This is a genomic window from Pseudomonas sp. S60, from assembly GCF_016647865.1.
Classification (GTDB): Bacteria; Pseudomonadota; Gammaproteobacteria; order Pseudomonadales; family Pseudomonadaceae; genus Aquipseudomonas; species Aquipseudomonas parafulva.
Window position 1 is genome coordinate 13,228 of record NZ_JACVVH010000049.1, and the last position, 24,329, is coordinate 37,556.

General features: G+C 63.2%; 28 protein-coding genes and 1 pseudogene. 17 read left to right on the top strand and 12 right to left on the bottom strand.

Features of this window, described 5'->3' with window-relative positions:
• Positions 1-17 precede the first annotated feature (17 nt).
• The 9 genes from IAE33_RS20425 (at position 18) to ureG (ending at position 6,721) form a co-directional block, all read left to right on the top strand.
• A complete protein-coding gene (locus IAE33_RS20425; protein WP_201164852.1) occupies positions 18-932 on the top strand; it encodes a site-specific integrase in 915 nt (304 codons plus the stop codon).
• A 229-nt stretch (positions 933-1,161) separates the two neighbouring features.
• Positions 1,162-1,995, top strand: a complete 834-nt coding sequence (locus tag IAE33_RS20430; protein WP_201164853.1) for an urease accessory protein UreD — start codon at positions 1,162-1,164, stop codon at positions 1,993-1,995.
• 10 nt (positions 1,996-2,005) lie between these two features.
• Entirely contained in the window at positions 2,006-2,308 is a 303-nt protein-coding gene (locus IAE33_RS20435) for an urease subunit gamma (protein WP_201164854.1), read from the top strand.
• Positions 2,309-2,327: 19 nt separating this feature from the next.
• Positions 2,328-2,645: an urease subunit beta gene (locus IAE33_RS20440; RefSeq protein WP_028634237.1), complete on the top strand. Its 318-nt coding sequence runs from the start codon at positions 2,328-2,330 to the stop codon at positions 2,643-2,645.
• The gene (ureC, locus tag IAE33_RS20445; RefSeq protein ID WP_060481914.1) at positions 2,642-4,345 is read left to right on the top strand and encodes an urease subunit alpha; all 1,704 of its coding nucleotides are present in this window, start codon (positions 2,642-2,644) and stop codon (positions 4,343-4,345) included. The genes IAE33_RS20440 and ureC overlap by 4 nt, the downstream gene beginning before the upstream one ends.
• 10 nt (positions 4,346-4,355) lie before the next feature.
• A complete protein-coding gene (gene ureE / locus IAE33_RS20450) occupies positions 4,356-4,847 on the top strand; it encodes an urease accessory protein UreE (protein WP_201164855.1) in 492 nt (163 codons plus the stop codon).
• An 18-nt stretch (positions 4,848-4,865) separates the two neighbouring features.
• Positions 4,866-5,411, top strand: a complete 546-nt coding sequence (locus tag IAE33_RS20455; RefSeq protein WP_201164856.1) for a HupE/UreJ family protein — start codon at positions 4,866-4,868, stop codon at positions 5,409-5,411.
• Entirely contained in the window at positions 5,411-6,085 is a 675-nt protein-coding gene (locus tag IAE33_RS20460; protein ID WP_201164857.1) for an urease accessory protein UreF, read from the top strand. The genes IAE33_RS20455 and IAE33_RS20460 overlap by 1 nt, the downstream gene beginning before the upstream one ends.
• Positions 6,086-6,097: 12 nt before the next feature.
• On the top strand, positions 6,098-6,721 hold the full coding sequence (ureG, locus tag IAE33_RS20465) for an urease accessory protein UreG (protein ID WP_028634232.1): 624 nt from the start codon (positions 6,098-6,100) through the stop codon (positions 6,719-6,721).
• Between the two features lie 12 nt (positions 6,722-6,733).
• Here the strand turns inward: ureG and IAE33_RS20470 are convergent, their stop codons facing one another.
• The 11 genes and pseudogenes from IAE33_RS20470 to IAE33_RS25010 form a co-directional block, all read right to left on the bottom strand.
• The gene (locus IAE33_RS20470) at positions 6,734-8,923 is read right to left on the bottom strand and encodes an LTA synthase family protein (protein WP_201164858.1); all 2,190 of its coding nucleotides are present in this window, start codon (positions 8,921-8,923) and stop codon (positions 6,734-6,736) included.
• Between the two features lie 137 nt (positions 8,924-9,060).
• A complete protein-coding gene (locus IAE33_RS20475; RefSeq protein WP_201164859.1) occupies positions 9,061-10,341 on the bottom strand; it encodes a hypothetical protein in 1,281 nt (426 codons plus the stop codon).
• Positions 10,342-10,386: 45 nt separating this feature from the next.
• Complete coding sequence (locus tag IAE33_RS20480) at positions 10,387-11,145, bottom strand: hypothetical protein (protein WP_201164860.1); 759 nt, start codon at positions 11,143-11,145, stop codon at positions 10,387-10,389.
• Between the two features lie 45 nt (positions 11,146-11,190).
• Positions 11,191-11,871 (bottom strand): C39 family peptidase, encoded by a 681-nt coding sequence (locus IAE33_RS20485; protein WP_028634228.1) that lies wholly within the window; start codon positions 11,869-11,871, stop codon positions 11,191-11,193.
• A 61-nt stretch (positions 11,872-11,932) separates the two neighbouring features.
• Positions 11,933-13,354 (bottom strand): heme utilization protein, encoded by a 1,422-nt coding sequence (locus IAE33_RS20490; protein ID WP_201164861.1) that lies wholly within the window; start codon positions 13,352-13,354, stop codon positions 11,933-11,935.
• A 50-nt stretch (positions 13,355-13,404) separates the two neighbouring features.
• Positions 13,405-13,983 (bottom strand): adhesin, encoded by a 579-nt coding sequence (locus tag IAE33_RS20495; protein WP_201164862.1) that lies wholly within the window; start codon positions 13,981-13,983, stop codon positions 13,405-13,407.
• 1 nt (position 13,984) lies between these two features.
• A complete protein-coding gene (locus tag IAE33_RS20500; protein WP_201164863.1) occupies positions 13,985-14,419 on the bottom strand; it encodes a hypothetical protein in 435 nt (144 codons plus the stop codon).
• A gap of 311 nt (positions 14,420-14,730) precedes the next feature.
• Positions 14,731-15,267: an AAA family ATPase gene (locus IAE33_RS20505; RefSeq protein WP_201164864.1), complete on the bottom strand. Its 537-nt coding sequence runs from the start codon at positions 15,265-15,267 to the stop codon at positions 14,731-14,733.
• A complete protein-coding gene (gene pnuC / locus IAE33_RS20510; RefSeq protein WP_201164865.1) occupies positions 15,264-15,830 on the bottom strand; it encodes a nicotinamide riboside transporter PnuC in 567 nt (188 codons plus the stop codon). The genes IAE33_RS20505 and pnuC overlap by 4 nt, the downstream gene beginning before the upstream one ends.
• Before the next feature lie 106 nt (positions 15,831-15,936).
• On the bottom strand, positions 15,937-16,671 hold the full coding sequence (locus IAE33_RS25005; RefSeq protein WP_428829806.1) for a methyl-accepting chemotaxis protein: 735 nt from the start codon (positions 16,669-16,671) through the stop codon (positions 15,937-15,939).
• Between the two features lie 138 nt (positions 16,672-16,809).
• Positions 16,810-17,571, bottom strand: a pseudogene (locus IAE33_RS25010) (cache domain-containing protein); the annotation flags it as partial.
• Between the two features lie 296 nt (positions 17,572-17,867).
• Between IAE33_RS25010 and IAE33_RS20520 the strand changes: the two are divergent.
• From IAE33_RS20520 to IAE33_RS20545, 6 genes are all read left to right on the top strand, one after another.
• Positions 17,868-18,698 carry an undecaprenyl-diphosphate phosphatase gene (locus IAE33_RS20520; RefSeq protein ID WP_201164867.1) on the top strand — a complete coding sequence of 277 codons (831 nt, stop codon included), beginning with the start codon at positions 17,868-17,870 and terminating at the stop codon, positions 18,696-18,698.
• Entirely contained in the window at positions 18,691-19,104 is a 414-nt protein-coding gene (locus IAE33_RS20525; RefSeq protein WP_201164868.1) for a DUF1294 domain-containing protein, read from the top strand. The genes IAE33_RS20520 and IAE33_RS20525 overlap by 8 nt, the downstream gene beginning before the upstream one ends.
• A 95-nt stretch (positions 19,105-19,199) precedes the next feature.
• Positions 19,200-20,102, top strand: a complete 903-nt coding sequence (locus tag IAE33_RS20530; RefSeq protein WP_201164869.1) for a LysR substrate-binding domain-containing protein — start codon at positions 19,200-19,202, stop codon at positions 20,100-20,102.
• A 158-nt stretch (positions 20,103-20,260) separates the two neighbouring features.
• Positions 20,261-20,872 carry an FMN-dependent NADH-azoreductase gene (locus IAE33_RS20535; RefSeq protein WP_060483314.1) on the top strand — a complete coding sequence of 204 codons (612 nt, stop codon included), beginning with the start codon at positions 20,261-20,263 and terminating at the stop codon, positions 20,870-20,872.
• 164 nt (positions 20,873-21,036) lie between these two features.
• Positions 21,037-21,921, top strand: coding sequence for an EamA family transporter (locus IAE33_RS20540; RefSeq protein ID WP_060483315.1), 885 nt, complete (start codon positions 21,037-21,039; stop codon positions 21,919-21,921).
• A gap of 177 nt (positions 21,922-22,098) precedes the next feature.
• Positions 22,099-22,398, top strand: a complete 300-nt coding sequence (locus IAE33_RS20545; RefSeq protein WP_201164870.1) for a hypothetical protein — start codon at positions 22,099-22,101, stop codon at positions 22,396-22,398.
• Positions 22,399-22,440: 42 nt separating this feature from the next.
• On the opposite strand, the gene IAE33_RS20550 is transcribed toward IAE33_RS20545, so the two are convergent.
• Positions 22,441-22,773: a hypothetical protein gene (locus IAE33_RS20550; RefSeq protein ID WP_028634211.1), complete on the bottom strand. Its 333-nt coding sequence runs from the start codon at positions 22,771-22,773 to the stop codon at positions 22,441-22,443.
• Between the two features lie 220 nt (positions 22,774-22,993).
• On the opposite strand from IAE33_RS20550, the gene IAE33_RS24775 reads away from it, so the two are divergent.
• The gene (locus IAE33_RS24775; RefSeq protein ID WP_268933273.1) at positions 22,994-23,128 is read left to right on the top strand and encodes a hypothetical protein; all 135 of its coding nucleotides are present in this window, start codon (positions 22,994-22,996) and stop codon (positions 23,126-23,128) included.
• 138 nt (positions 23,129-23,266) lie between these two features.
• Complete coding sequence (locus IAE33_RS20555) at positions 23,267-24,259, top strand: bile acid:sodium symporter family protein (protein ID WP_201164871.1); 993 nt, start codon at positions 23,267-23,269, stop codon at positions 24,257-24,259.
• The last annotated feature ends 70 nt before the right edge of the window (positions 24,260-24,329 follow it).

Here is a 24,329-nt window from a genome sequence, read left to right on the forward strand (position 1 = left end):
GCCACAGGATCCACGTTTTGCCCGATCTTCCGAACAACCCGTTGCTGCAGTACATGGCCCGGCTGGCGCCGTCCAGCCAGCAGACCATGCGCTACGTTCTTCAGGACACAGCCGACCGGCTTGGTTTCGTCGACTGCAACCTTGCCGACGTCCCCTGGCACAAGCTCGAGCCTGGCCATGTGATTGGGCTGGTGTCGGCCCTGCGTGAAGACGGCTATGCCCCCAACAGCTCATCGCTGTATGTGAATGCCATTCGTGGGGTGATGAACGAAGCCTGGCGCCAGGGGCTGATCGAGCATGAACACTTGCAGCGCATGCGCGAGGTGAAGCCTGCCACAGGCACCCGGTTGCCGCCTGGGCGCAACCTGCGGCGTAGCCTCATTCGCGAGCTGATGGATGCCTGCGCCGCCGACCCGCGCCCGCAAGGGGTGCGGGATGCGGCAATCATCGCCCTGCTGTACGGCACCGGCATGCGCAAGTCCGAGTCGGTGGACATCAACCTGGACCAGGTGGATTTCCAGGAGCGCAGCCTGCAAGTGGTGGGCAAGGGCAACCACCAATTGATCAAGTACGCACCGCCTTGGGCCTTCGAAAAGCTGCAGGCCTGGTTGAGCCTTCGCCGCGAGGCGTTACCTGCCGGCGCAGAAGACGACGCGTTTCTGTTCAACCGCATCCGCCGTGGCAACCACATCACCCGCGCGCGCATCACCAAACATGCGATTTACTACATCGCCCGCCAGCGGGGGGCACAGGTGGGTGTGAAAATCATGCCCCATGACTTTCGCAGGGCCTTCATCACCCGCGTCATCGAAGAGCACGACCTGTCGATCGCCCAGAAGCTCGCCCACCATGCCAATATCCAGACCACCGCCATTTATGACCGGCGTGACGACAACGAACGCCGTCGGGCGGTAGACCGTTTCGACTATTAACCCGCCAGGCACTGAAACAGCGCCCCCAGCCGCCCTTGGATAGTGCGCCGTGCCCGACACCGGCGCAGGCCTGCTACAGGTTTAATCTGAGTTCACCTGCGGAGTTGGCCCGCAACCTGCTATATCCAGCCTGAGAATTTGATCGAGTGGTCAGGCCGTGCGCATACCGATATGCGCCAGCCTGGCCCTCGCAACGGCCATCAAGGCCACGGATTTCAGGGGCCGCAGGATGTCGCTGGCGGAGCATATTGCAACACATACCGATGAAGCCGGGTGGAGCGCCTACCTGCAACTGCGCTTCATTGTGCGCGATGGCGTGACCCGCCTTGGTGCGCGACGCCATTACGGACCCCTTTTGGTGCAAAGGCCGTTTTACCCGGAGGGTGCGCCATGTCATGTGTACGTGCTGCACCCGCCTGGGGGCATTGTCGCCGGCGACCGGCTGGAGCTGGACATTCACCTTGACCCCGGCAGCCACGCGTTGCTGACCATGCCCGGGGCCAGCAAGTTCTATCGCAGCATTGGCCCCACCGCGCGCCTTGCCCAGCACTTTCACCTGGGCGCTGGCAGCACGCTGGAATGGCTACCCCAGGACAGCATCTTCTTCTCTGGCGCCCGGGCCAGCCTGGACAGCCGTTTCACCCTGGCGCCAGGCGCAAGGCTGCTGGCTTGGGAAACCCTGTGCCTGGGCCGGCCGGTGATGAACGAGCAGTTTTTGCAGGGGGCGCTCGACAGCCGGCTGCGCATCGAACTGCCCGGCGAGCCTGGCCTGCACGAGAGGCTGCGTATTACTGGGGGTCGCCTTGAAAAGCTGGGTGGCTACCCGCTGCTGGCGACCCTGTGCGTTGCACCTGCTGATCAGCACACCCTCGACCAGGTACGGCCCTTGCTCGAAGACCTGGGTAACCCGGGTGGCGCAACCCTGCTCGGGTCGCTGCTGGTCATCCGCCTGCTCGACCACGACAACCAACACTTGCAACACACCCTGCAATGCCTGTGGCGAGTGCTGCGCCCGGCCGTTCTTGGCCTGCCAGCCTGCCCACCGCGTATCTGGGCTACCTGAGAGAGCATCCATGGAGCTGACACCAAGAGAGAAAGACAAGCTGCTGCTGTTCACCGCTGCGTTGCTGGCAGAGCGGCGCCTGGCCCGCGGCCTGAAACTCAACTACCCCGAAGCGGTGGCATTGATCAGCGCCGCTGTGCTGGAGGGCGCACGCGATGGGCGCACGGTCGCAGAACTGATGAGCCTGGGGCGCGAAGTGCTGACCCGGGAGCAGGTGATGCCCGGCATCGCCGAGATGCTCCAGGACGTGCAGGTGGAGGCGACCTTCCCCGACGGCACCAAGCTGGTGACCGTGCATGAACCCATTGTCTGACTACGCCCAGGGTACTCCCATGATTCCAGGTGAAATCCAGGTCGCCGAGGGCGACATCGAACTCAACGCCGGGCGTGACACGGTCAGTGTCAGCGTGGCCAACCACGGTGACCGGCCGGTGCAGGTCGGCTCCCATTACCACTTCTATGAAGTCAACCAGGCCCTGGTGTTCGACCGTGAGCCCACTCGCGGTTTTCGCCTGGACATCCCGGCCGGTACGGCGGTGCGTTTCGAGCCGGGCCAGGCGCGCACCGTGCAGCTGGTGGCCTATGCCGGAAAGCGCGAAATCTACGGGTTTCAGGGCAAGGTGATGGGCGCGCTGGAGGGCAGGGCATGAGCCGTATTTCCCGGCAGGCCTATGCGGACATGTTCGGCCCCACCGTGGGGGACAGGGTGCGCCTGGCCGACACGGCACTGTGGGTCGAAGTAGAACAGGACTACACCCTGTACGGCGAAGAGGTGAAGTTCGGCGGCGGCAAGGTGATCCGCGACGGCATGGGCCAGGGGCAGATGCTGGCGGCGGACGCCATGGACCTGGTGCTCACCAACGCGCTGATCATCGACCACTGGGGGATCGTCAAGGCCGATATCGGCATCAAGCACGGGCGCATCGCTGTCATTGGCAAAGCCGGCAACCCGGACGTGCAGCCTGGCGTCACCGTACCGGTTGGCCCGGGCACCGAGGTGATCGCGGCCGAAGGCAAGATTGTCACCGCAGGTGGGGTGGACTCGCACATCCATTTCATTTGCCCGCAGCAGGTGGACGAAGCCCTCAACAGCGGTGTCACTACGTTCATTGGTGGCGGCACAGGCCCCGCTACCGGCACCAATGCCACCACGTGCACCCCAGGCCCCTGGTACCTGGCGCGCATGCTGCAGGCGGCCGACAGCCTGCCGATCAATATCGGCCTGCTGGGCAAAGGCAATGCCTCGCGCCCCGAAGCCCTGCGTGAACAGATCGCCGCAGGGGCCGTGGGCCTCAAGCTGCATGAAGACTGGGGCTCGACGCCAGCGGCCATCGACTGCTGCCTTGGCGTAGCCGAAGAGATGGACATCCAGGTGGCCATCCATACCGACACCCTGAACGAGTCAGGGTGCATCGAGGACACCTTGGCGGCCATCGGTGACCGCACCATCCATACCTTCCACACCGAAGGCGCCGGCGGCGGGCACGCTCCGGATATCATTCGCGCGGCAGGGCAGGCCAACGTCCTGCCGTCTTCCACCAACCCGACGCTGCCCTATACGGTCAACACGGTGGACGAGCACCTGGACATGCTGATGGTCTGCCATCACCTGGACCCCAGCATCGCCGAGGATGTGGCCTTTGCCGAATCGCGCATCCGCCGTGAAACCATCGCCGCCGAGGATATTCTCCACGACATGGGCGCCTTCGCCATGACCTCGTCCGACTCCCAGGCCATGGGCCGGGTAGGAGAAGTGGTGCTGCGCACCTGGCAGGTGGCGCACCAGATGAAGCTGCGCCGGGGCCCGCTGGCCCCGGATACCGCCTACAGCGACAACTTCCGGGTCAAGCGCTACATCGCCAAGTACACCATCAACCCCGCGGTTACCCACGGTATCGCCCATGAGGTGGGCTCGGTGGAAGCCGGCAAGCTGGCCGACCTGGTGCTGTGGTCGCCGGCGTTCTTCGCGGTCAAGCCGGCGCTGGTGATCAAGGGCGGGATGATCGTGACAGCGCCCATGGGCGATATCAACGGCTCCATCCCCACCCCACAGCCTGTGCACTACCGGCCCATGTTCGGGGCGCTGGGCGCAGCCCGGCATGCCACGCGCATGACGTTTCTGCCCCAGGCCGCCATCGACCGCGGGCTGGCACAGGAGTTGAACCTGCGCAGCCTGATCGGTGTGGCCCGGGGTTGTCGCCGGGTGCGCAAGGCCGACATGGTCCATAACACCCTGCAGCCAGTGATCGAAGTCGACTCGCAAACCTATCAGGTGCGTGCCGATGGCGAGCTGCTGGTGTGCGAGCCGGCCACGGAACTGCCCCTGGCCCAGCGTTATTTTCTGTTCTGAAGGAGCACTGATGATTGTCCTTACCCGCCGTATTTCAGACCCCGGCGCCCATGCTGAAACCGGCACCGTCACCCTGGACGTCGACAGCCGTATCAAGAGCCGCCTGCGGGTGACCTTGGACGATGGCCGCGAGGCCGGGCTGATGCTCGATCGCGGCCACCTGCTGCGTGGGGGGGAGTGGCTGGCCGACGCTGCAGGTACCCAGTGCATTCGTGTGCTGGCGGCACCGGAGGCGGTGTCGACGGTGCGCTGCAGCGACCCGCACCTGCTGGCCCGGGCTGCCTATCACCTGGGCAACCGCCATGTGCCGCTGCAAATCGAGCCCGGCCTGTTGCGCTTCCAGCATGACCATGTGCTGGACGACATGCTGCGTGGCCTGGGGCTGACGGTGGAGGCCGAACAGGCCCCCTTTGAACCTGAGGCGGGGGCCTACCAAAGTGCGCCCCATGGCCACAGCCACGGCCACGATCATCCGTTCGTGCGCCTGCCTGCCCATTCCTGAACTGCACTGGAGCTGATAATGAAAAAGACCCTGCCACTGTTGCTGCTGATGCTGGCCGTACCCGCTTTCGCCCACCCTGGGCATGACACCAACCCCTTGCAGGATGGCCTGCTCCACCCGCTCACCGGCCTTGACCACCTGCTGATGCTGCTGGGTACCGGCGTGCTGGCCGCCCTGACCCGGCGCAACCTCACCCTGCCACTGGCGACCCTGGCCGCGATGTTCGCCGGTGCGGTGTTCGGCCACCTGTTCGGTGGTGTGCTGGGCATGGAAACCCTGATTGCCGGCTCGCTGGTGGTCGCCGGTGTTGCCCTGCTGCTGCCAGGGCGGCAGGTACTGCTGGCCATGGCCATGCCGATGTTCGCGTTGTTTCACGGTTGGGCTCACGGCGTCGAAGCCACGCCAAGTGCCTTCTGGCAGTTCAGCGCAGGCTTTGTGCTGGTCAGTGGCCTGCTGTTGGCCGGCGGATTTGCCGTTGGCTGCCTGCTGCGTCGCCACACCGGGCTGCAGAAAGTGTTCGGCGGCGGCTTGCTGGCCAGCGCCGCCATGGTGCTGGCCGGTTGATGAGCAGCGACCTGGCGTTACTGCGCTTGCTGCAGCTGGTCAGCCCTGGCCTGCCGGTGGGTGGTTTTACCTATTCGCAAGGCCTTGAGTGGGCGGTGGAAGCTGGCTGGGTGAAGGACCTGGCCGGGTTCACTGCCTGGCAGCGCGAGCAGATAGACGACACATTGGCCTGCCTCGACTGGCCGGTGCTGGTGCGCCTGTACCACGCCTGCCTGGCCGAGGATGCTGCGGCGTTCGAGCACTGGAGCCGCTTCTTGCTCGCAAACCGCGAAACCGCCGAATTGCGCCTGGAAGAGCAGCAGCGTGGGGCTGCGCTGGCACGTTTGCTCGACGGCTGGCAGTTGGGCCAGGCCCCGGCCTGGCGAACCAGCCTGGAGATGACTCAACTGGGTGGCATGGCCTGGTTGGCAGCCCAGTGGGCCATCCCCCTGCGGAAGCTGGCCCTGGGCCATGGCTTTGCCTGGCTGGAGGGCGCCGTCATGGCTGGGGTCAAGCTGGTGCCTTTTGGCCAGCAGGCGGCCCAAACACTCTTACGCGACTTGAGTGTTGAGTTACCTGCAGCCTTCGACCACGCGCTGATGCTGGAGGATGAGCAGATCGGCGGCGGCTTGCCGCTGTTGGCCATCGCCTCATCGCGTCACGAAACCCAATACACCCGTTTGTTCCGTTCTTGAGGACTGCCTGAAATGCAAAGCTATCAACAACCCCTGCGCGTCGGTGTCGGTGGCCCGGTCGGCTCTGGCAAGACTGCATTGCTCGAAGCGCTGTGCAAGGCCATGCGTGACCACTACCAGATCGCCGTGGTCACCAATGACATCTACACCAAGGAAGACCAGCGTATCCTCACCGAGGCCGGCGCCCTGGAGCCCGAGCGTATTGTCGGCGTCGAAACCGGTGGTTGCCCGCACACGGCGATCCGCGAAGATGCCTCGATGAACCTGGCCGCCGTAGAGGCCCTGGCGCGCAAGTTCGGCAACCTGGAAGTGATTTTCGTCGAGAGCGGCGGTGACAACCTGAGCGCGACCTTCAGCCCAGAGCTGGCTGACCTGACGATCTACGTGATTGACGTGGCCGAAGGCGAGAAGATCCCGCGCAAGGGTGGGCCAGGTATCACCAAATCGGACTTCCTGGTCATCAACAAGACCGACTTGGCGCCCTATGTGGGCGCCTCGCTTGAGGTCATGGAACGTGATACCCAGCGCATGCGGCCACAACGGCCCTGGACCTTCAGCAACCTGAAAAAAGGCGAGGGCCTGCAGGCGGTAATCGATTTCATCGTCGAGCGCGGCATGCTGGGTGTGCGCACCTAGCCGGCCATGCCGTCAACCCGAATGGGCGACAGGGTCCTCGGTCAACTCATCCAGGCCGTCATCCTCACCCGGCAGCGCGGTGATCACGCTGAAGTCACTGACTTCTACCTGGCCACCGCCGTAGCCGAGCAGGTGAAATGAAAAGGCCTTGCGCTCAACGGGGTTGTCGAAACGGAACTCCATTTCAAGCGGCTTCTTGGCGGTCACCTTTACCTCGGCGGGCAGGCCCAGGGCCACTTCCTGCTCCATCTGCTTGGCCTTGAGCTGGATGAATGCTGCACGCTTGGGGTCGAGTGAGCGCACCTTGACCCTGACGCGCGTGTGCGAGCCCTGTGGCATTTCCAGATACTGTGCGCCAATCAGGTTGTCGGCCCAGTCGTCATGAATACGCTTGCGCAGCTGGATGGGGGAGGGGCCGCCGAACTGGTAGCGCAGGTTCAGTGGGGTCTGCAGCAGAGACTGGTCGAGTACCGCCGCCAATGCACCGACCTGTTGGCCCAGGTAGCTATCGCCCTGGCCCAGGTAGCGGGCCTTGTCGGCGATGAAGCCCTCGCTGGCATAGCGCCGGCAGCGCTGCTGGAAATCACACTCGGTGAACACCCCCTGCCCGTTGTGATAGCGCAGCATGCCATTGGTGAACGAGATCATCTCGCGGCCGGTGTCGTAATCCCGATACAGGGAGCGCCCACTCAGGGCCAGGGGGATGGGCAGTGCGAAATAGTCGAGTACGGAGGTGGCCAGGTCAACATGACCGTAGGTGCCTGACTTGACGGTTGGCAGCAAACGCTGCTCGGGTGCCAAAGTCAGGTTGAAGCCCCAGGACGAGGCAAGGCGCACACCGTCGATGCCATGGGATTCATCCGAGGTGACCACCACCAGGGTGTCCTTGAGTACGCCCTGGCGCTCCAGGGCGTCCAGGAAGCCGCCAAGGGCATCGTCCAGGTAGGCGACGGCCGCCTGTTTGGGGGTGTCGTAACGGGCCAGGTAATCCGCCGGTGCCGAATAGGGCTGGTGAGTGCCGACCGTGAGCAGGGTCAGCATCCAGGGCTGGTCCTGTTTGCGCAGCTGGCCCACGTAGTCCAGAGCACCTTCGAAGAAGGCGCGGTCATCCTTGCCCCACGGGAAATCGAGGTAGTTACGGTTGCCGAACCATTCCACGCCATGCACGGATTCAAAGCCGATGTGCGGCATGATGCGGTCCTTGGCCATGAAGCGCAGGCCCGCCCCTTGCAGGTAATGGGTGGTAAAACCGGCCTGGCGCAGTTGGGCAGGCAGGCACGCCTGGTTGCGCTCGGTCTGGGTCAGCAGCTCTACGCCTTTGGGGGTGCCATTGGCCAGCTTGTCGTAGTCGCCGCACAGCATGGCGTAGAGCCCACGGATGGTCTGGTGTGTGTGCAGCACGTAGTCCGGGGTGTTCATGCCCCGAGCCGCCCACTGGCCAAGCCTGGGCATGAGGTCTTCATCGAAGCGGCTGTGCAACGCCTCGCGATTAGGGCGCACGTAGGCCCCTGGGATGCCTTCTACAGTGATGATCAACACGTTGCGGGCGCTGCCGGTGGCGGCCAACAGGCGCTGGCCGTTCAGGTCGGCCTGGGTCAGCCCGGTACTGGGTAGGGGTGTGAAAGGCGCGCGCCCCTCGACAAGACGTTGCAGGCTCCCCACGCCCGCAGACAACACCTGGTGGCCAAGGTTGTACTGGCGCCATTGATCGGCATCCGAGGGCGCCAACTGCTGGCTGCCCCAGTGAATGGCGAACAGGCCCATGACACCGGCCCACGCACTGCGCGGCAACGGCGCGCCGGGTTGGCCACGGCTGCGCCATGCGCAGACCAGCCAGGTTAGCAGGCCTGCGCCCAGCAGGCCGGGCAGCCAGGCGTGGGCCAGGCTGCCGCCGGTGGAGTTTTCCATGAACTGCGGGTCGAACAAATAGGTGAGGTCGGCACTGGTCGGCAGCCTGCCCACCGCGCTGACCAGCTCGGCCGAAGCCACCCAGAGGCCCGCCCAGGCCAGCAAAACCGGCAAGCCCAGCCACCAGGGGCGGCGATACAGCAACAGCAGCAGAGCACCGCCCAGGGCAAGGTCCGACACGTAGCCAAGCGGGTTCGACCAGCCAAGCACGGTGCGCGCAACCAGGGGGATCACCAGCACCAGCATCGCCAGGGCGATCAACCGGGTGCGTGGGCGGTCTGACAGGCTCTTCACAAAAAACTTCCCTTTTGCCATTAAAACGTCATGCATCTGTGCTGGATGATAACAGGCAAGGGCGCTCGGAAGCCTTTGTGCAAAGGCCTGCCACACAAAAACCGAGCCCGCACAGGCGGGCCCGGTGTGTGCAACCATCAGAAGTAGTAAGGGAATTTCAGGCTGAACGAGAAGTCCGGGGCGTCATCGGTCAGACCGATGGACAGGTTGGGTACGATCGTGAGGTTGTTGCTGGCAGCGAAGGTCATGCCGATGTTGAAGTTGGCGGCGTTGTAGTCGCTGTTGGAGATGGTTTGCCAGTCACCACCATCGGGCTTGATCTTGCTCTTGCGGCCGATCTGGTCCGACACCGAGAACGACATGCTCATTTTTTCGTTCAGGGCAAAGGCGATACCGCCACCGATCTGCCACGAGTCACCCAGCTTGACGTCGCCCGGCACCTTGCTGTTGACCTGGGGGCTGATGTCACTGAACGAGTCTTGCAGGTTATAGGTATAGGACAGGCTGCCGAACAGCACTGCCGGGTCGAACGTCTTGACCAGCGAGATACCGGGGGTGATGGACCACACGCCATTGCCGGTCGGCAGGCTTTCAGGTACCGAGAGGTTGTCGTTGCCAGCCACCTGGCGCAGTTTGATGCCATACGGGTCCTTGCCGGTAGGGGCCTTGACCCGCAAGGTGGCAACGGCATCCGGCCAGCTCTCGGACTCGTCGAGGAACTTGTAGGCAACGCCCACGTTGATGTCGCCGATTTCCGGGTCACGGGTCACGCTGGCATCGGACGTGGTGGGCCCGGCGCCGCCGGCCCCCCCTGAAGAGTAGGTGGACTCGCGGTAGATCACGGGCACGTTGACGTCGAACTGCCAGCGTTGAGCCAGGTTGTAGCGGGCGGTCAGGTCCAGGGTCCAGTTATCGGCCTTGATGCGGTCCAGGTTGATGTTGCCGAGGAAGATCGAGTCCAGGGCCAGGAAGCCGTTGAGGGTCAGCGCACGGGTGTCGTAATGGGTGTAGGTCAGGCCGGTTTCCAGGCTGAACTTGCCACCGCCGAAGAAGCCACTGGCCTCGTCGTACAGGTTGGACACGCTCTGTGCAGGCTCCGAGTCTGCTGCCAACGCCTGGCCGTAGGAGCTGCCGGTGGTGCCAGGGGCCCCGGTGGCCACGGTCTGGCCACCCTTGACGCGTTCAGCCGGGGATTTCACCAGGCGCTTGGGCGGCGGGGCAGCAGGGGTTTCCTCAACCTGACGCACTCGCTGTTCCAGCACCATCAGCGCCTGCTGCTGGGCCTCGTAGCGGCGCTTAAGCTCTACCAACTCCTGTTTCAATGCTTCTACCTGCGGATCTACAGCGGCGTACAGCGAGGTGGCGGGTGCCAAGGTAGTCAAACAAACAACCGCTCTGAGCGTTAACGATCGTTGCATGGAATTGCCGTCCCTTCCGACTGCTTTGATGAGACTGAGCGTAGATCAGTATCCGAAAGTGCGAAGACCTTTAAGTTGGTCCAGGCTGCCATTGAGCGACGCGGCCGCAGGCAGGTTGTCGCGCATCACCACATTCAACGAGGTCACGTTGTTCACGAAGTTGCCATTGCCCAGCAGTGTGGTGTTCTGCATCAGCCCGCCCTGGGCCAGCCGTTGCACGGTGCTCCCCTGATTATTGTTGGCGTTGATGTTCAACTGCACGCCCACGCCGCTGGACGATACGCTGAGCGCACCGGCGCCATTTTCACCCACCAGCGTCTGGCCGGCGGCCAGCGCCTGGCCCTGGGGCTGGAAGACGGGCGCCTCGTTGGCCTTGGTGACGTTCACATCGACATTGTTGTAGGCGCTGTTGTTGTCACCGGCGGCGCGTACCACCTGGGTGACCCCTTGTGTCGTCCCCAGCCCGCCGCCACCGGTTACCGTACCGGTACCTTGAGCGCCCGCCGGGGTACTGGCATGGGCACTGGTGGGGACTTTTTCATCGATCATCGATACGTAGAACTGAGGTTTGATTGTGAATTGCTGCACCTGCAGGCTGCTGGTGGCACCAATCACCTCACCCTGGGCGTTCTGCCAGGTGCTGCTCATGACAATGCCGAAACTGACGATGCGCCCCGGCATCACGAAGCGCCCGCGCAGGTTCGCCAGCTCCTGGTCCCTCAGCTCGATGGGCTTGAACGTTTCGGCGTGGATGGGCAGGCTGGCGGCAAGACAGGCCATGGCCAGCCAGATTGGGGTCTTCATGGAATGCTCCCCGGCGCATCATGCACCTTGTCATTGGAAGAGGCGTTAGAAGAAGTCGCTTTTGATGAAACCGAAGTCCAGCAGGTCTGCGTCTTTGACTGGCGTGAAGCCATCCAGGCGGCCCTTGGCGGTGAGCGGCAGCGGTGGGTCTATCAGCGCGTTGTCCTTGTCGTACCCTTGGCCGATCACGGCAAAGATGATGCCGTTCCAGCCTTTGATGAAGTCATCGACCCTGTAGCGTTTGTGCCCCAGCACGGGGTCACCGATGTATACCCAGCCCCTGTCGACCTTCTGCATGACCACGAAATGCTTGTAGCCACGGATGTCCATCAGCACCACCACCGGGATGCGCACGTCGTGCAGGGTATCGGGTGCTACCCGGTAGCCACGGGCACGCATGCCCAGGCTCTCCACGTAGCGTTTCATGTCGAGCATCGAGAAGCCTTGCGTACGCACCAGGTCCTGGTCGGCGTGGGCCAGCATGCCTTCGATGATCTGATGTTCGTCCACATCCAGCCAGTAGGCCTGGCGCAGGATGGTGGCCAGCGCGGCAGCACCGCAGCTGAAATCGGTTTTTTGTTGCACCAGGTCGACGAACTTGCGTTCGCGCACACTCTGGATCGGTTTGAACACCACGGCACCGCCCGGCAATACAGACAGCGGCATCTGCGCGGCTTCGCTCACGCAGGCCACGCACAACAGGAACGCCAAGGCGATGGTGCGCATGATCGGTTGCCTTCTGGTGTGTTGGGGATAGGCCCTCCGAAGAGGGCCTTTGGCACGCCACTTAGAACGAGGTGTTGGAGATGGCCAGCGAGTTGCTCTGCTGGTTGCCCACACCTGCCGCCACGTTCACGCCCAGGTTGCCGCTGCCGCCGTTCACCGAACCGCTGAGGGTTGCAGTGTTGGTAACAGGGTTGGCCCAGCCGGTCGGGGTCAGCACTTGGAAAGACACGGTATTGCTCAAGTCGTAAGCGCTGCTTTCGCTGTAGCTCTTGGCAACGTCGTTCGAGGACTGACTGGCTGCTTCGCCAGACTTCTGATACGCCGAGGCCGAAGCGTTCTCGTACGACGAGTCATGAGACTTGGTGTACGAAGAATCACGCGACTTGTCATAGGAAGATTGGTGGGTTTTCTCGTAGTTCGAATCGAAGGCTTTTTCGAACGAGGAGTCATAAGCGCTTTGCTGCGACTTGTCGATCGAGGCGTTCAGCGAGGCATTCAGCGAGCCGTCGACGCTGTTGGTGCGGGTGCGGTCGCCGTTGCCGTTGTTGACGGTTACGGTGCGCGTGGCACCCGCTGCAGCTGCGAGGGTGGCGCTCAGGTTGGCACTGCTGGACGAGCTGGCGCTGCCGCTGGCCGAGCCGTTCATGCCCCAGCTGTTCGAGCCGCTGGCACTGCCGCTGTTGGAACCGCTGGCGTTGCTGGAGTGCGAGCCGCTGGCGTTCCAGCCGTTCGAACCGCTGGAGCTGGCGCTTTGCGAGCCGGCCAGGCTGAAGTTGGACGATGCGCTGCGGTTGTCGGTGGAGTTCAGGGTGCCTTCGCGCGAACTCGAGCCGGTGGCCGAGGTGGTGAAGGTCAGGGTGTCGACACGGTAGGTGCGGTCGGCGCCGTTGTTGACCACCAGGCCTGGGCCATTCTGGTCGGCCTTGGCGGTGGCCGTGGCGTTACCGATGCCAGCGTTGGTGTTGGCGATGGCCATGCTGTTTTTCTGTTGGTTCAGGTCGCCGCCGGCAATGTTGATGCCCACGTTACCCGAGCTGCCCTCGCCCGAGCCGCTCATCACGGCCGAAGACTGGGTAGACCAGTTGTCGACACGGTTGTTGTTGCTGTACTGGCTGACATCGGCATTGGCTTCGGCAGTGCCGAACACGAAGCTGTTGTCCAGGGTGGAATCAGCCGCCGCATTGGCGATCGCCGACGCGTTGCCCTGCTGGTTGCCATTACCGGACGCCACGTTGACACCCACGTTGCCGCTTGCGCCCGTGGCCGAGCTGCTCATCTCGGCCTGGTTCACAGTGCCCTGGTTGGTGATGGTGTTGCCGGTGCTGCGCTGGGTATCCAGTGCATCGGCTTTGGCCGAAATGGGCAGCCAGGTGGTGCTGCTGCCGTTATGGTAAGTGCGGCCGTTCTGATCAGCTTGTGCAGCTACAGCCATGACCGCCGCAATTGCGAAAACCAGAGGCTTGAGTGCCATCGAAGGTTTCATGGTGATTCTCCGTGCTCTTAAGGGTTAAGTGTCGTGCTTAACGAAAAGGGTCAATCCGCGACCCGTATGCTCAAGGTGTTGGCCATGCGGTTTCCCACCCCGGCACTCTGGTTCAGCTGTACCACCCCACGGCCACCGGTGAACGCCTGATCACTGGTCGTGACCTGGCGATGGCCGGCCGAGATGGCAGCTGAATCGGAGTTGTTGAGCAGCGCCACGTTCTGTTGCATGAGGACGCTGTCGTCGATGCTTTGCGGTTGTGCCCCGGTGCTGATACGCAGGGCGTTGGCCTGCTGCGTGCCGGCACCGGCACTCTGGTTGACGCCCAGGGCGCCACTGCCATGGCTGAACGCAGTGCCGCCGATACTGGCCTTGGCATCCATGGCAGGGTCTGCCGGTACGTTCAGGCGCTGACGGACCTGGGTACTGGCGCTGGCGCCGTGGCCGGCTGCGAAGGCGCGGGCGTTGGCCTGCTGCTGCATGTCGCCCGCCGCCTGGTTGACCGTCATGTTGCCTTGGTATCCGCTACCCGAGTTCTCGATGTCGGCGGTGTTGTTGACCGCAGCCGGTGGCTGGGCGAAGGCCGGTGCGCCGCACAGCGCGGCCAGCAGAAGCAGCATGGGCTTCATCTCACTTGCCTCCCGTCAGGATCTGCAGTGGGGCCAGGCCTTTCTGCACGCTTGAATTGACCATGTTCGAAATACCGTTGCCCGAGCCTGTCCCTCTGCCTGCGGCCAGGTTGGGCAGTTGGTTCTGATGCGACAGGTTGCCCCCCAGGTGGTCGGTCTGTTGGGTGATGAGCGAATTGATGCCAGCGCCGCTGCTGATGTTGGCGAAGTCGCCATCGCTCAGTTCGTTGGTTTGCCTGAGCACGTGGGCGACGGGGTTGGCGTTGACGGTGGTCGCGGAGGGGTCAGGCTGCAGAGGGGGTACTACCGCGTTGCGGGTCTGCACATCACGGGTGATCACGATGATGCCGTTGTCGGCCTGGGCCGACAGGCTCAGCGAGCCCAGCACGCACCCGATCAGCATCAGGTGGTTGAGGCGGTGGTTGATCTTCCTCACGACGGCGTTCCCTCTTCAGCCGCTGGCCTTGTTCAGCGATGCGCTAGCCAGAGCAGAAGCCGTGCCGCTTTTGAAAACTTCACCAATATCAATGGCTTGGGCATTTTGGAGGGGTGTTGAGGTGAGGATGTGTGTCAGCCCTGAGACAGCGCACCGCCGCCCAGGGCAGGCGAGCTGCTGCAATGGCCTCAATCTTGAGGGGGAAACTTGGGTGTTTCAGCGCCTTGACACTCTGCGGCAATTAACACCAAAGCCCCTGAATGCGGGGTATTCGGGGGCTGGCGTGTGTCACGTGCTTAACACTGGGGCGGTTATGACGTCGCGCAGCGCCCCATCAGGGTGGCGACTTGCTCGGCGGCCACCTGCTGACGCTGTTCCCAGGTGCCCTCGATAACATGGTAGGCCTGATGGTGGCGTTGCAGCCACTGCAGGCTGTCGTCGAAGAACTTCTGGCGGTCCTGCAGCGCCGGCTGGCTGCGTTGGCCATCCGCTACCCAAGGTACCCCTTGAGGGCTGAGCAACAGGTGCAGGTCGTAATGCCGCGCCAGCAATGCCTGCTCCAGCCACGGCGGGCACGCCGCAAACAAGGCTTGGCTCCACAGCATGTTGCTGAGCAGGTGGGTGTCGAGGATCAGCAGTGGCGGGGCCCCTGCACGTGCGTCATCTTCCCAGGCCAGTTGGCCGCGGGCGATGACCGGGATATCGGCATAACAGGTGTCCCGCCCTTGCTGGTCGATGAAGTAGCGCACGTACTCGCCTACCACCACACCCCCGAAACGGGCCTGGATCAACCCGCTCAGCCAGCTCTTGCCACTGGATTCCGGCCCGCACAACACCACGACCTTCATGGTTGCGCCAGCGCCGGGTCACGGCGCCACTCCAGCCAGCCGCGCAGAGCGATCAAGGTCAGCACTACGAAGAAACCCGCCGTGAAGTAGAGCTGCTGATGAAGGTACTGGCCGACGTAGGCGATATCGACCACCACCCACAGCGGCCAGCACTGCAAACGCTTCTGCGCCATCCACAGTTGCGCGACCAGGCTGAACCCGGTCAGGGTGGCATCCAGCCACGGCAGCGCGGCATCGGTGAAGCCGGCCATGCTGGCGCCCAGTCCTGCGCTCAGCACCAGGCCGGCGGCCAGGCCGGCGACCATTGGCAATGTCGCCAGGCGCGAGACCCGGCGCGCCTCTTCGGCGCGCCCGGGCCGTTTCCATTGCCACCAGCCGTACAGCTGCAAACCGGCGTAGGCCACCTGCAGCAACATGCCCGAGTACAGCTTGACCTCATAGAACAACCAGCCGTAGATCAGCACCGCGATCAGGCCGATGGGCCAGCACCAGGTGTTCTGCTTGACCGTCAGCCATACAGCGGTAACGCCGAGGACGGCGGCGATGAGTTCAAGGCCGGACATCGGCGATCCTTGGATAAATCGGGGAGGGGCGCGATTGTAGCCGTTCGCAGGGGTAAGGTGTAGGGCACAGGCTGCGGTCCAGCCTGTGCCTACCGTGCTGCGTGCATCAAACCCGGAACTGTCGCAGCAACTGCTCAAGGTCCTGGCTCAGGCGGCCCAGGGCCAGGCCCGCATCGCTGGACTGGCGCGCCGCTTCGGCGGCCTGCTGAGAAAGCCCAGCGGTATCCAGTACGTTGCGGTTGATCTCTTCCACGACGTGCGACTGCTGTAACGTGGCGCTGGCGATGGACGCGTTCAATGCGGTGAGGTTGTTCAACACCAGGTTGATTGCATCCAGGCTGGCGCCAGCTTCACGGGCCTGCTCGACGGTTTGGCGCGACGCTTCGCTGCTGGTGTCGATGGCCTTCACCGCCGCATCGGACTGGCTTTGAAGGTGCTCGATCATGGTGTGGATCTCAGCCGTCGACTGGGCGGTCCGCTGGGCCAGCAGCCGCACTTCGTCAGCGACCACGGCAAACCCTCGGCCCTGTTCACCGGCGCGGGCGGCTTCGATGGCGGCGTTGAGTGCCAGCAAATTGGTCTGCTCGGCGATCGAGCGGATCACCTCCAGCACACCCCCTATACGCGTGCTGTGCCCGGCCAGTTCACGAATGACCTGCACGGCCTGGTCGATGGTCATCGATAGCCGGTCGATTTGCGCCAGGCTGCCGTGGATAGCCTGCTGCCCATGGGCCACCTGCTGCTGGGCTGTGCGCATCTCGCCCGCCGCCTGCTCGGCCGTCTTGGCCACATCCTGCACGGCGTAGGTGACTTCGTTGACCGCCGTGGCTACCTGGTCCATCTGTAGCGACTGCTGGGCACTTTGATGTTGAGCGGCCCCGGCGTTGTCGCCCACATGGCCGGCCGAACGTGCCAGTTCATGGGCCGCCCCCTGCAGTTGGCCGACCACGCCCTGCAGCTTGCCGTTGAAGCGGTTGAAGTGTTCACCCAGGTGAGTGATTTCGTCCCGGCCATGGGTGTCCAGGCGCCGGGTGAGGTCGCTCTCGCCGCTGGCGATGGTGCCCATGGCCTCTACCGCTTCTTGCAAGGGGCGCGCGATGCTGCGAGCAATCAGCCGCACCACCAGGGCCAGCACCAGGGCGATAACCAGGCCCAGCAGCGATGCATCGCGCACCTGGCGGGCAAATTCGGCCTGCACGCCGTCGATGTATACACCTGAACCGATGATCCAGCCCCAGGGCTTGAACAGCTGAATATAGGAAGTCTTGGCAACCGGCTCACTGGCCCCGGGTTTGGGCCAGCGGTAATTGACCGGCCCGGCATCCTGTTGCCGTGCGAGCGCAACCATTTCGTTGAATACCGCGAAGCCGTCCGGGTCACGGATACCCGACAGGTCCTGGCCGTCGAGTTTGGGGTTGGTCGGGTGCATGACCATTTTCGGCCCCAGGTCGTTGATCCAGAAGTAGTCGTCGTGGTCGTAGCGCAGTGCCCGCACCACCTGCAACGCCTGTTGCTGAGCGGCCTCCCGGCTGAGCGTGCCGGCTGCTTCAAGCCCCTGGTAATACGCCAGCACCCCGGCCGCAGTCTGCACCACGTGGCGGGTTTTTTCGGCCTTGGCCTGGTACAGGTCGCCGTGGATCTGGCGCAGCATCAGCAGCCCCAGCACCACCAGCATGGCCACAGACACCAGCAGAATCAGCCACAAGCGGCTGCTGATCGACATCGATCTCAACGTCTTCATTCAGGTGCTCCCGTTTGTTCTTTTTATTCAGGTGCATCCAAGCACGGCTGGCTACGTGGCCCCACTCGACCAATGGCTAAGTGCTATCTCAGAAATAGTCTGCAGCAGGTCGCGTAAAGCCAATGCAAAGAGCCTCTGCTAGCATCTCGGCCGCGCAAGATGAAACCTTTAGGGGGCGTGAACTTTTCTTCTGGCTTTGTGACCAACAGGCGCTGTAAAAATGCCGGGCCGCGTGCGGCGACCTAAGCAAATCAAGAACAAGGGGCTTGTCATGCGCAAGCTTCATCGGGGGAATGATGGATTTTTGGACTGCCTTTCAGGCAATCATATTGGGCGTGGTCGAAGGGCTGACGGAGTTTTTGCCAATCTCCAGTACCGGCCACCAGATCATCGTTGCCGACCTGATCGGGTTTGGCGGCGAACGGGCCATGGCCTTCAACATCATCATTCAGCTGGCCGCCATCCTGGCGGTGATGTGGGAATTTCGCAGCAAGATCTTCGATGTCATCCGGGGCTTGCCCAGCCAGCCGCGGGCAAGGCGCTTCACCGGCAACCTGCTGCTGGCTTTCCTGCCTGCGCTGGTGCTGGGTGTATTGTTCGCCGACATGATCCATGAATACCTGTTCAACGCCATCACCGTGGCGGCCGCGCTGGTGGTGGGCGGGGTGATCATGCTCTGGGCCGAGCGCCGCCAGCACACTGTGGAGGTGGACCATGTGGATGAAATGGGCTGGGGCCATGCGCTGAAAATTGGCTTCGTCCAGTGCCTGGCGATGATCCCGGGTACTTCACGTTCCGGCTCCACCATCATCGGCGGCCTGCTGTTCGGCTTGTCGCGCAAAGCGGCCACCGAGTTTTCATTCTTCCTGGCCATGCCAACCATGGTCGGGGCAGCGGTGTATTCCGGCTACAAGTACCGGCACCTGTTCCAGCCGGATGACTTGCCCGTGTTCGCATTGGGGTTTGTGACGTCGTTCATTTTCGCCATGATCGCCGTGCGCGCCTTGCTCAAGTTCATTGCCAACCACAGCTACGCAGCCTTTGCCTGGTACCGGATCGTGTTCGGGCTGCTGATTCTGGCCAGTTGGCAGTTTGGCTGGGTCGACTGGACCACCGCCCATGCGTGACCAGCCGAGCCGCCACGCTCAGGCGGGTGTGCGCAATGTGCGCCTGAAGCTGCTGTTGTTGGGCGTATTGTGCCTGCTGCCGGGGCTTGGGGCTGCGCGCATGGCCTGGAACGACCAAACCTGGTGGCCACTGGCGCTGTACCCGGCCATGAGCCTGATCAGCCTGCTGCTGTACTGGCGCGATAAGCGCCAGGCCATCAGCCAGGGCTGGCGCACGCCCGAGAAGCTGTTGCACGCCAGCGAGCTGTTGGGCGGCTGGCCGGGTGCACTCGTGGCGCAGCAACTGTTCAGGCACAAGACACGCAAGGTGTCGTACCAGTTAGTGTTCTGGCCCATCGTGTTGCTGCATCAGGTGTTCTGGGCCGACTGGCTGTTTTTCCAGGGGCGCTATCTGCCCTTGGGCTGATGGGGCGCTCAGTTTGTTGCGGCCCATGGGGTAGGGCAGGCAGTGTGCTGGCACTGAGGTATAGTCAGGCCTCATGCGCTGAACCCGAGTAACCAGTGATTGACCTCAACGACCTGTTCATCTTCGTCAAGGTAGTGGAGCACGGCGGCTTCGCGGCGGCCTCCAGGAAAATCGATGTGCCCAAGTCCAGGCTCAGCCGCAGGGTGCTGGCGCTGGAAGAACGCCTTGGTGTGCAACTGATCCACCGTTCCACCCGCCGTTTTGCCGTGACCGAAATCGGTATGGACTACTACCGCCATTGCCAGGCCATGGTCGAAGAGGCCGAGGCGGCGGAGGCCAGGGTGCTGTCGGCCAAGCGCGAGCCCCAGGGCATCATCAGGATTACCTGCCCACCGGGGCTGGGGGCCCTCGGCGCCAACGCCATGATTGCCGACTTCATTGCCTTGTACCCCAAGGTGCTCGTGCACCTTGAAAGCACCAACCGTGTGGTGGACCCGTTGAGCGACGGGGTCGACATTGCGTTGCGGGTTCGTTTTCCGCCGTTGGCCGATGATGGCCTGGTAGTGAAGCGCCTGGGGGACAGCTGCCAGCGCCTGGTCGCGAGCCCTGGCCTGGCTGCGGGGTACGATCACGGCGACCCGCTGCAGGCGTTGGCGAAACTGCCGACCATGGCGCTCTGGCCTGCCAGGCCGACCCATGAGTGGGTATTGTTCGACGAACTGCGCAATGCCTTGAGGGTGCAGCACGTACCCAGGCTGGTGACTTCGGACCTGAGCGCGCTGCATCATGCTGCGCTGATCGGCGTGGGTGCAGTGCAACTGCCGGAGATCATGGTGCGGGGCGACCTGGCAGCGGGCCGGCTGGTGGAGCTATCGCCCCACTATCGCCCGCAGAGCGGTTTGATTCATGCAGTGTTCACCTCACGCAAGGCCTTGCTGCCAGCGGTGCGTGCCCTGCTGGATATGCTCGGGGAGCGATTTGCGCTGCTTGAAACCTAGGCGCGCAAGCAGGGTTTTTCACGGTCCATTCGCTGGCATTGTCCCACCTATGGAACGAACTGACACAATTCCACCGCCTTAACAGCGTTTGTCGTTCCACGTAGGATGCTCCCATCCTGGCCGCGCTACATCGCGGTTCTCATTCCAAGGAGCGTCCCATGAAACTGTTGCACATCGATTCCAGCATCCTCGGCGACAACTCTGCCTCCCGTCAGCTCAGCCGCGAAGTGGTCCAGGCCTGGCAGGCCGCTGACCCGAGCGTCGAGGTGGTGTACCGCGACCTGGCAGCAGACGCCATCGCCCATTTTTCTGCAGCTACGCTGATGGCGGCCGGCACAGCCGAAGATATGCGGGACGCCGCTCAGGCGTTCGAAGCCAAGCTCAGCGCCGAAACCCTGGAAGAATTCCTGGCTGCCGATGCGGTGGTGATCGGTGCACCCATGTACAACTTCAGCGTGCCTACCCAACTGAAGGCCTGGATCGACCGCATCGCGGTTGCCGGCAAGACGTTCCGCTACACCGAGGCCGGCCCGCAGGGCCTGTGTGGCGACAAGAAGGTGGTGTTGGTCTCCACGGCAGGCGGCTTGCACGCCGAGCAGCCGACTGCCGTTGGCCATGAAGAATTCTTGAAGGTGCTGCTGGGCTTCATTGGTATCACTGACTTGCAAATCGTGCGCGCCCATGGGCTGGCGTATGGGCCTGAGCAGCGTACCCAGGCAATTGACGCCGCCCAGGCGCAGATTGCCAATGGGTTGTTTGCTGTGGCTTGAGGGGCGGTGCCTGGCGGGTGAACCCGCTGCCACTGTGGGCATGGCGTACTGGCTGTGGCAGTTCTATGCGCGACAGGTTTCAGCCTCATGGTGGTCGGTGGAACAGGAATACCGTTATGCTGTAACGAAATATGTCTAATTCGTTCGCATAAGGAAAACCCACAATGCCGCTCAAGGACCTGCTCATCGCGCTGGTGGTAATCGTCGCGTGGGGCGTCAACTTCGTGGTGATCAAGGTGGGCCTGGACGGCCTGCCACCCATGCTGTTGGGGGCGTTGCGTTTTCTGTTGGTAGCCTTCCCGGCCGTGTTGGTGATCAAACGGCCCAAATTGCCCTGGCGCTGGCTCATCGCCTACGGCGCGACGATTTCCCTGGGGCAGTTCGCCTTCCTGTTTCAGGCCATGTACAGCGGCATGCCGCCTGGCCTGGCATCGCTGATTCTGCAGTCGCAAGCGTTTTTCACGCTGGGTTTTGCTGCGCTGTTTCTGGGTGAGCGCTTGCGCGTGGCCAGTGTGCTCGGCCTGCTGGTGGCCGCCAGCGGCCTGGCGCTGATCGGTAGCGAAGATGGCAGCCATGTGCCCGTGCTGGCGCTGGTGCTGACCCTGTGCGGCGGGGCGATGTGGGGGTTGGGCAACATCATCACCCGGCGGTTCGGCTCGGTGAACCTGGTGGCCCTGGTGATCTGGGGCGGGCTGATCCCACCGCTGCCGTTTCTGTTGCTGTCGTGGTGGCTGGAGGGGCCGCAGCGCATCGGCCATGCCTTGGCCAACATCGGCTGGAGTTCGGTATTTGCCCTGGCCTACCTCGCTTTCGTCGCCACTATCATCGGCTACAGCCTATGGAGCACGCTGCTGTCGCGGCACCCGGCGGGCAAGGTAGCACCGTTTTCGCTGCTGGTGCCGGTGATTGGCCTGAGCTCCTCCGCGTTGCTGCTGGGCGAACGCCTGACCACGGTGCAGGGGTGGGGCGCGTTACTGGTGATGGCTGGGCTGCTGGTCAACGTGTTCGGCGCACGCATCGGGCAACGGCTATTGGCCGCCCGCGGCTGAGCTGGCCCGGCGGTGCTGAGCCTTGAAGCGCTGAGCGGCCGACGGCGCCCCCGCCCAACGGCGGGGTTTTCTGGCGATTCATTGACACGCCTCAGGGCATTGCCCGGTAGTGCTCGCGTCTTCGTGTGGGCTATGGTCTTCTGACGCAGTCATTGCGTAACGGAGGATCGGACGCTCATGCGAGTCAGGGAACAGACGTATTGGCAATGGGCAGATGCCCATCTTCATAGCCGCTGTCACGATGAGGCGCTTAGTGACGGCACGACGCTGGACGTTCAGGTTCGCCTGTCGCGTCTGGGGGCTACACAACTGTTTCTAGGGTTGTACGCCCGCGACGGGCGCGCGTTGGTGGAGGAATATTACCCGGCGCGCCCTGGTGAAACCATGACCCGCGCCTTGGTGTGGGGGGTTGACCGCGCTCGGGCAATGGCCACAGGCGCGTTGCCTATGCCTACCCAGCGCAAGCGCCGGGCATGAAAAAGCCCGGCACCTGTGGCCGGGCTCTCTGTAGCAAGCCCCTCAGTTCAGCGGTTCGATGACCTTGACTGCTTGCTGCTGGCGAGCCGCGGGCCATTCTTGCTGCAAGGTCTGCAGTACCCGGCCGACAAACTCCGTGTCGGCGGCAGCCTTCTTGCCGACATAACCCTGACCGCGGCGGTACACCTTGAAGCGGGCACGCATGCTGGGCAGGTGTTCTTCGAATTCGTCTTCGATGGTATTAGGTGGCAGGCGGTCAAGCCGCACTTCGCCGCTCTGGCTGACCCACAGCAAGTGGTCATCGAGGCTGTCCTTGCGCAGGGCGAACAGCTCAGCCAATTGATCGATGGTTGGGTTGTCATTCAAGTTCATCATAAAGCCCCCATTACCTATTCTCAGGTGATTTTCACAGTTGGCGCCAACTCGATGTAGCGCATTGACAAGGCTGCTACCGCAGCATCGCAACAGGGGCTTTCTCACGCTGCCTTTTGGACAGATCCCTCTCCACGAACGGCCTGCGTTACCGCGCAGGCCGTCTGGAATACCCTTGCCACCGCTCCCGATCAGGGAGACGGCTCAATCATGCACAAGCCGGATGAACGGCGTCAACCGTTTTGTAGTGATTATTTTTGGGCACTACATTTTTGTCGATTTGTCTGACAAAGCGGATCTGCCGGGCCTCACCGAGCGTGCTGCTGGCTCTCCTGGTGACCAGGTTTACCCATGGTGAGCACGGCTTCGAATGGGTTCGAATCCAAACGTCGGTCGGGGTTGTCCGTTGCGCGACACTGCCAGGGGTTCCGGCGTTAGCGGGGCAGGGCGCAAACCCCTATCCTTCGGCGTTGCACAATGACAAGACGGGAATGTGATGAAGTACTTGCGTATGCTCTTCGACAATTTCACCCTGGCTTTGCTCGGGGTGGTGTTCATTGCCACCGTGCTGCCGTGTTCCGGTGAGGGCGCCGTCTATTTCGGCTGGCTGACCAACCTGGCGATCGGGCTGCTGTTTTTCCTGCACGGCGCCAAGCTGTCACGTGAGGCGATCATTGCTGGCGCCGGGCACTGGCGCCTGCACTTGCTGGTGTTTTCCTGCACGTTCGTGCTGTTCCCGCTGTTGGGGCTGGCGTTCAAGCCGTTGTTCCTGCCGCTGGTTGGCAATGAACTGTACCTGGGCGTGCTCTACCTGTGCGCACTGCCGGCGACGGTACAGTCGGCCATTGCCTTCACCTCGCTGGCCCGCGGCAATGTGCCGGCAGCGATCTGCAGCGCGGCCGCTTCAAGCCTGCTGGGTATCTTCCTGACCCCGTTGCTGGTGATGTTGCTGTTGGGGGCCAGTGGTGACACCGGTTCGGGCCTTGATGCGGTGTTGAAGATCACCCTGCAGCTGCTGGTGCCGTTCATGGCAGGGCAGATTGCCCGGCGCTGGATTGGCGCGTGGGTCAAGCGCAACGCTCGCTGGTTGAAGGTGGTGGACCAAGGTTCGATCCTGCTGGTGGTGTATACCGCCTTCAGCGAGGCGGTGGTCACGGGCCTGTGGCACACCGTGTCGCCGCAGCACCTGGCCGGCCTGTTTGCGGTCTGCGGCATCTTGCTGGCGGTGGTGTTGCTGGGTACCCACGTGCTGGGCAAGCTGCTGGGCTTCAACCTGGAGGACCGTATCACCATCCTGTTCGCAGGCTCGAAAAAGAGCCTGGCCACCGGTGTGCCCATGGCCCAGGTGTTGTTCGTGGGCAGCGGGATTGGTGCGATGATCCTGCCGTTGATGCTGTTCCATCAGATTCAGCTGATGGTGTGCGCGGTGCTGGCGCAACGTTACGCCAGCAGGGCCCATGAGCCACAGGATGTGCAGGCTGCGTCCTGACGAGGCGGGGGGGCCCCGCGCGCGGGGGGGGGGGGGGGGGGGGGGGGGGGGGGGGGGGGGGGGGGGGGGG

Bases quoted from the DNA above. Each gene is read 5' to 3' on its own strand.
- IAE33_RS20430 (WP_201164853.1), top strand. From the start codon at position 1,162: ATGTCGCTGGCGGAGCATATTGCAACACATACCGATGAAGCCGGGTGG.
- IAE33_RS20435 (WP_201164854.1), top strand. From the start codon at position 2,006: ATGGAGCTGACACCAAGAGAGAAAGACAAGCTGCTGCTGTTCACCGCT.
- IAE33_RS20440 (WP_028634237.1), top strand. From the start codon at position 2,328: ATGATTCCAGGTGAAATCCAGGTCGCCGAGGGCGACATCGAACTCAAC.
- ureC (WP_060481914.1), top strand. From the start codon at position 2,642: ATGAGCCGTATTTCCCGGCAGGCCTATGCGGACATGTTCGGCCCCACC.
- ureE (WP_201164855.1), top strand. From the start codon at position 4,356: ATGATTGTCCTTACCCGCCGTATTTCAGACCCCGGCGCCCATGCTGAA.
- IAE33_RS20455 (WP_201164856.1), top strand. From the start codon at position 4,866: ATGAAAAAGACCCTGCCACTGTTGCTGCTGATGCTGGCCGTACCCGCT.
- IAE33_RS20460 (WP_201164857.1), top strand. From the start codon at position 5,411: ATGAGCAGCGACCTGGCGTTACTGCGCTTGCTGCAGCTGGTCAGCCCT.
- ureG (WP_028634232.1), top strand. From the start codon at position 6,098: ATGCAAAGCTATCAACAACCCCTGCGCGTCGGTGTCGGTGGCCCGGTC.
- IAE33_RS20475 (WP_201164859.1), bottom strand. From the start codon at position 10,341: ATGCAACGATCGTTAACGCTCAGAGCGGTTGTTTGTTTGACTACCTTG.
- IAE33_RS20480 (WP_201164860.1), bottom strand. From the start codon at position 11,145: ATGAAGACCCCAATCTGGCTGGCCATGGCCTGTCTTGCCGCCAGCCTG.
- IAE33_RS20485 (WP_028634228.1), bottom strand. From the start codon at position 11,871: ATGCGCACCATCGCCTTGGCGTTCCTGTTGTGCGTGGCCTGCGTGAGC.
- IAE33_RS20490 (WP_201164861.1), bottom strand. From the start codon at position 13,354: ATGAAACCTTCGATGGCACTCAAGCCTCTGGTTTTCGCAATTGCGGCG.
- IAE33_RS20495 (WP_201164862.1), bottom strand. From the start codon at position 13,983: ATGAAGCCCATGCTGCTTCTGCTGGCCGCGCTGTGCGGCGCACCGGCC.
- IAE33_RS20505 (WP_201164864.1), bottom strand. From the start codon at position 15,267: ATGAAGGTCGTGGTGTTGTGCGGGCCGGAATCCAGTGGCAAGAGCTGG.
- pnuC (WP_201164865.1), bottom strand. From the start codon at position 15,830: ATGTCCGGCCTTGAACTCATCGCCGCCGTCCTCGGCGTTACCGCTGTA.
- IAE33_RS25005 (WP_428829806.1), bottom strand. From the start codon at position 16,671: ATGGACCAGGTAGCCACGGCGGTCAACGAAGTCACCTACGCCGTGCAG.
- IAE33_RS20520 (WP_201164867.1), top strand. From the start codon at position 17,868: ATGGATTTTTGGACTGCCTTTCAGGCAATCATATTGGGCGTGGTCGAA.
- IAE33_RS20525 (WP_201164868.1), top strand. From the start codon at position 18,691: ATGCGTGACCAGCCGAGCCGCCACGCTCAGGCGGGTGTGCGCAATGTG.
- IAE33_RS20535 (WP_060483314.1), top strand. From the start codon at position 20,261: ATGAAACTGTTGCACATCGATTCCAGCATCCTCGGCGACAACTCTGCC.
- IAE33_RS20540 (WP_060483315.1), top strand. From the start codon at position 21,037: ATGCCGCTCAAGGACCTGCTCATCGCGCTGGTGGTAATCGTCGCGTGG.
- IAE33_RS20545 (WP_201164870.1), top strand. From the start codon at position 22,099: ATGCGAGTCAGGGAACAGACGTATTGGCAATGGGCAGATGCCCATCTT.
- IAE33_RS20550 (WP_028634211.1), bottom strand. From the start codon at position 22,773: ATGATGAACTTGAATGACAACCCAACCATCGATCAATTGGCTGAGCTG.
- IAE33_RS24775 (WP_268933273.1), top strand. From the start codon at position 22,994: ATGAACGGCGTCAACCGTTTTGTAGTGATTATTTTTGGGCACTACATT.
- IAE33_RS20555 (WP_201164871.1), top strand. From the start codon at position 23,267: ATGAAGTACTTGCGTATGCTCTTCGACAATTTCACCCTGGCTTTGCTC.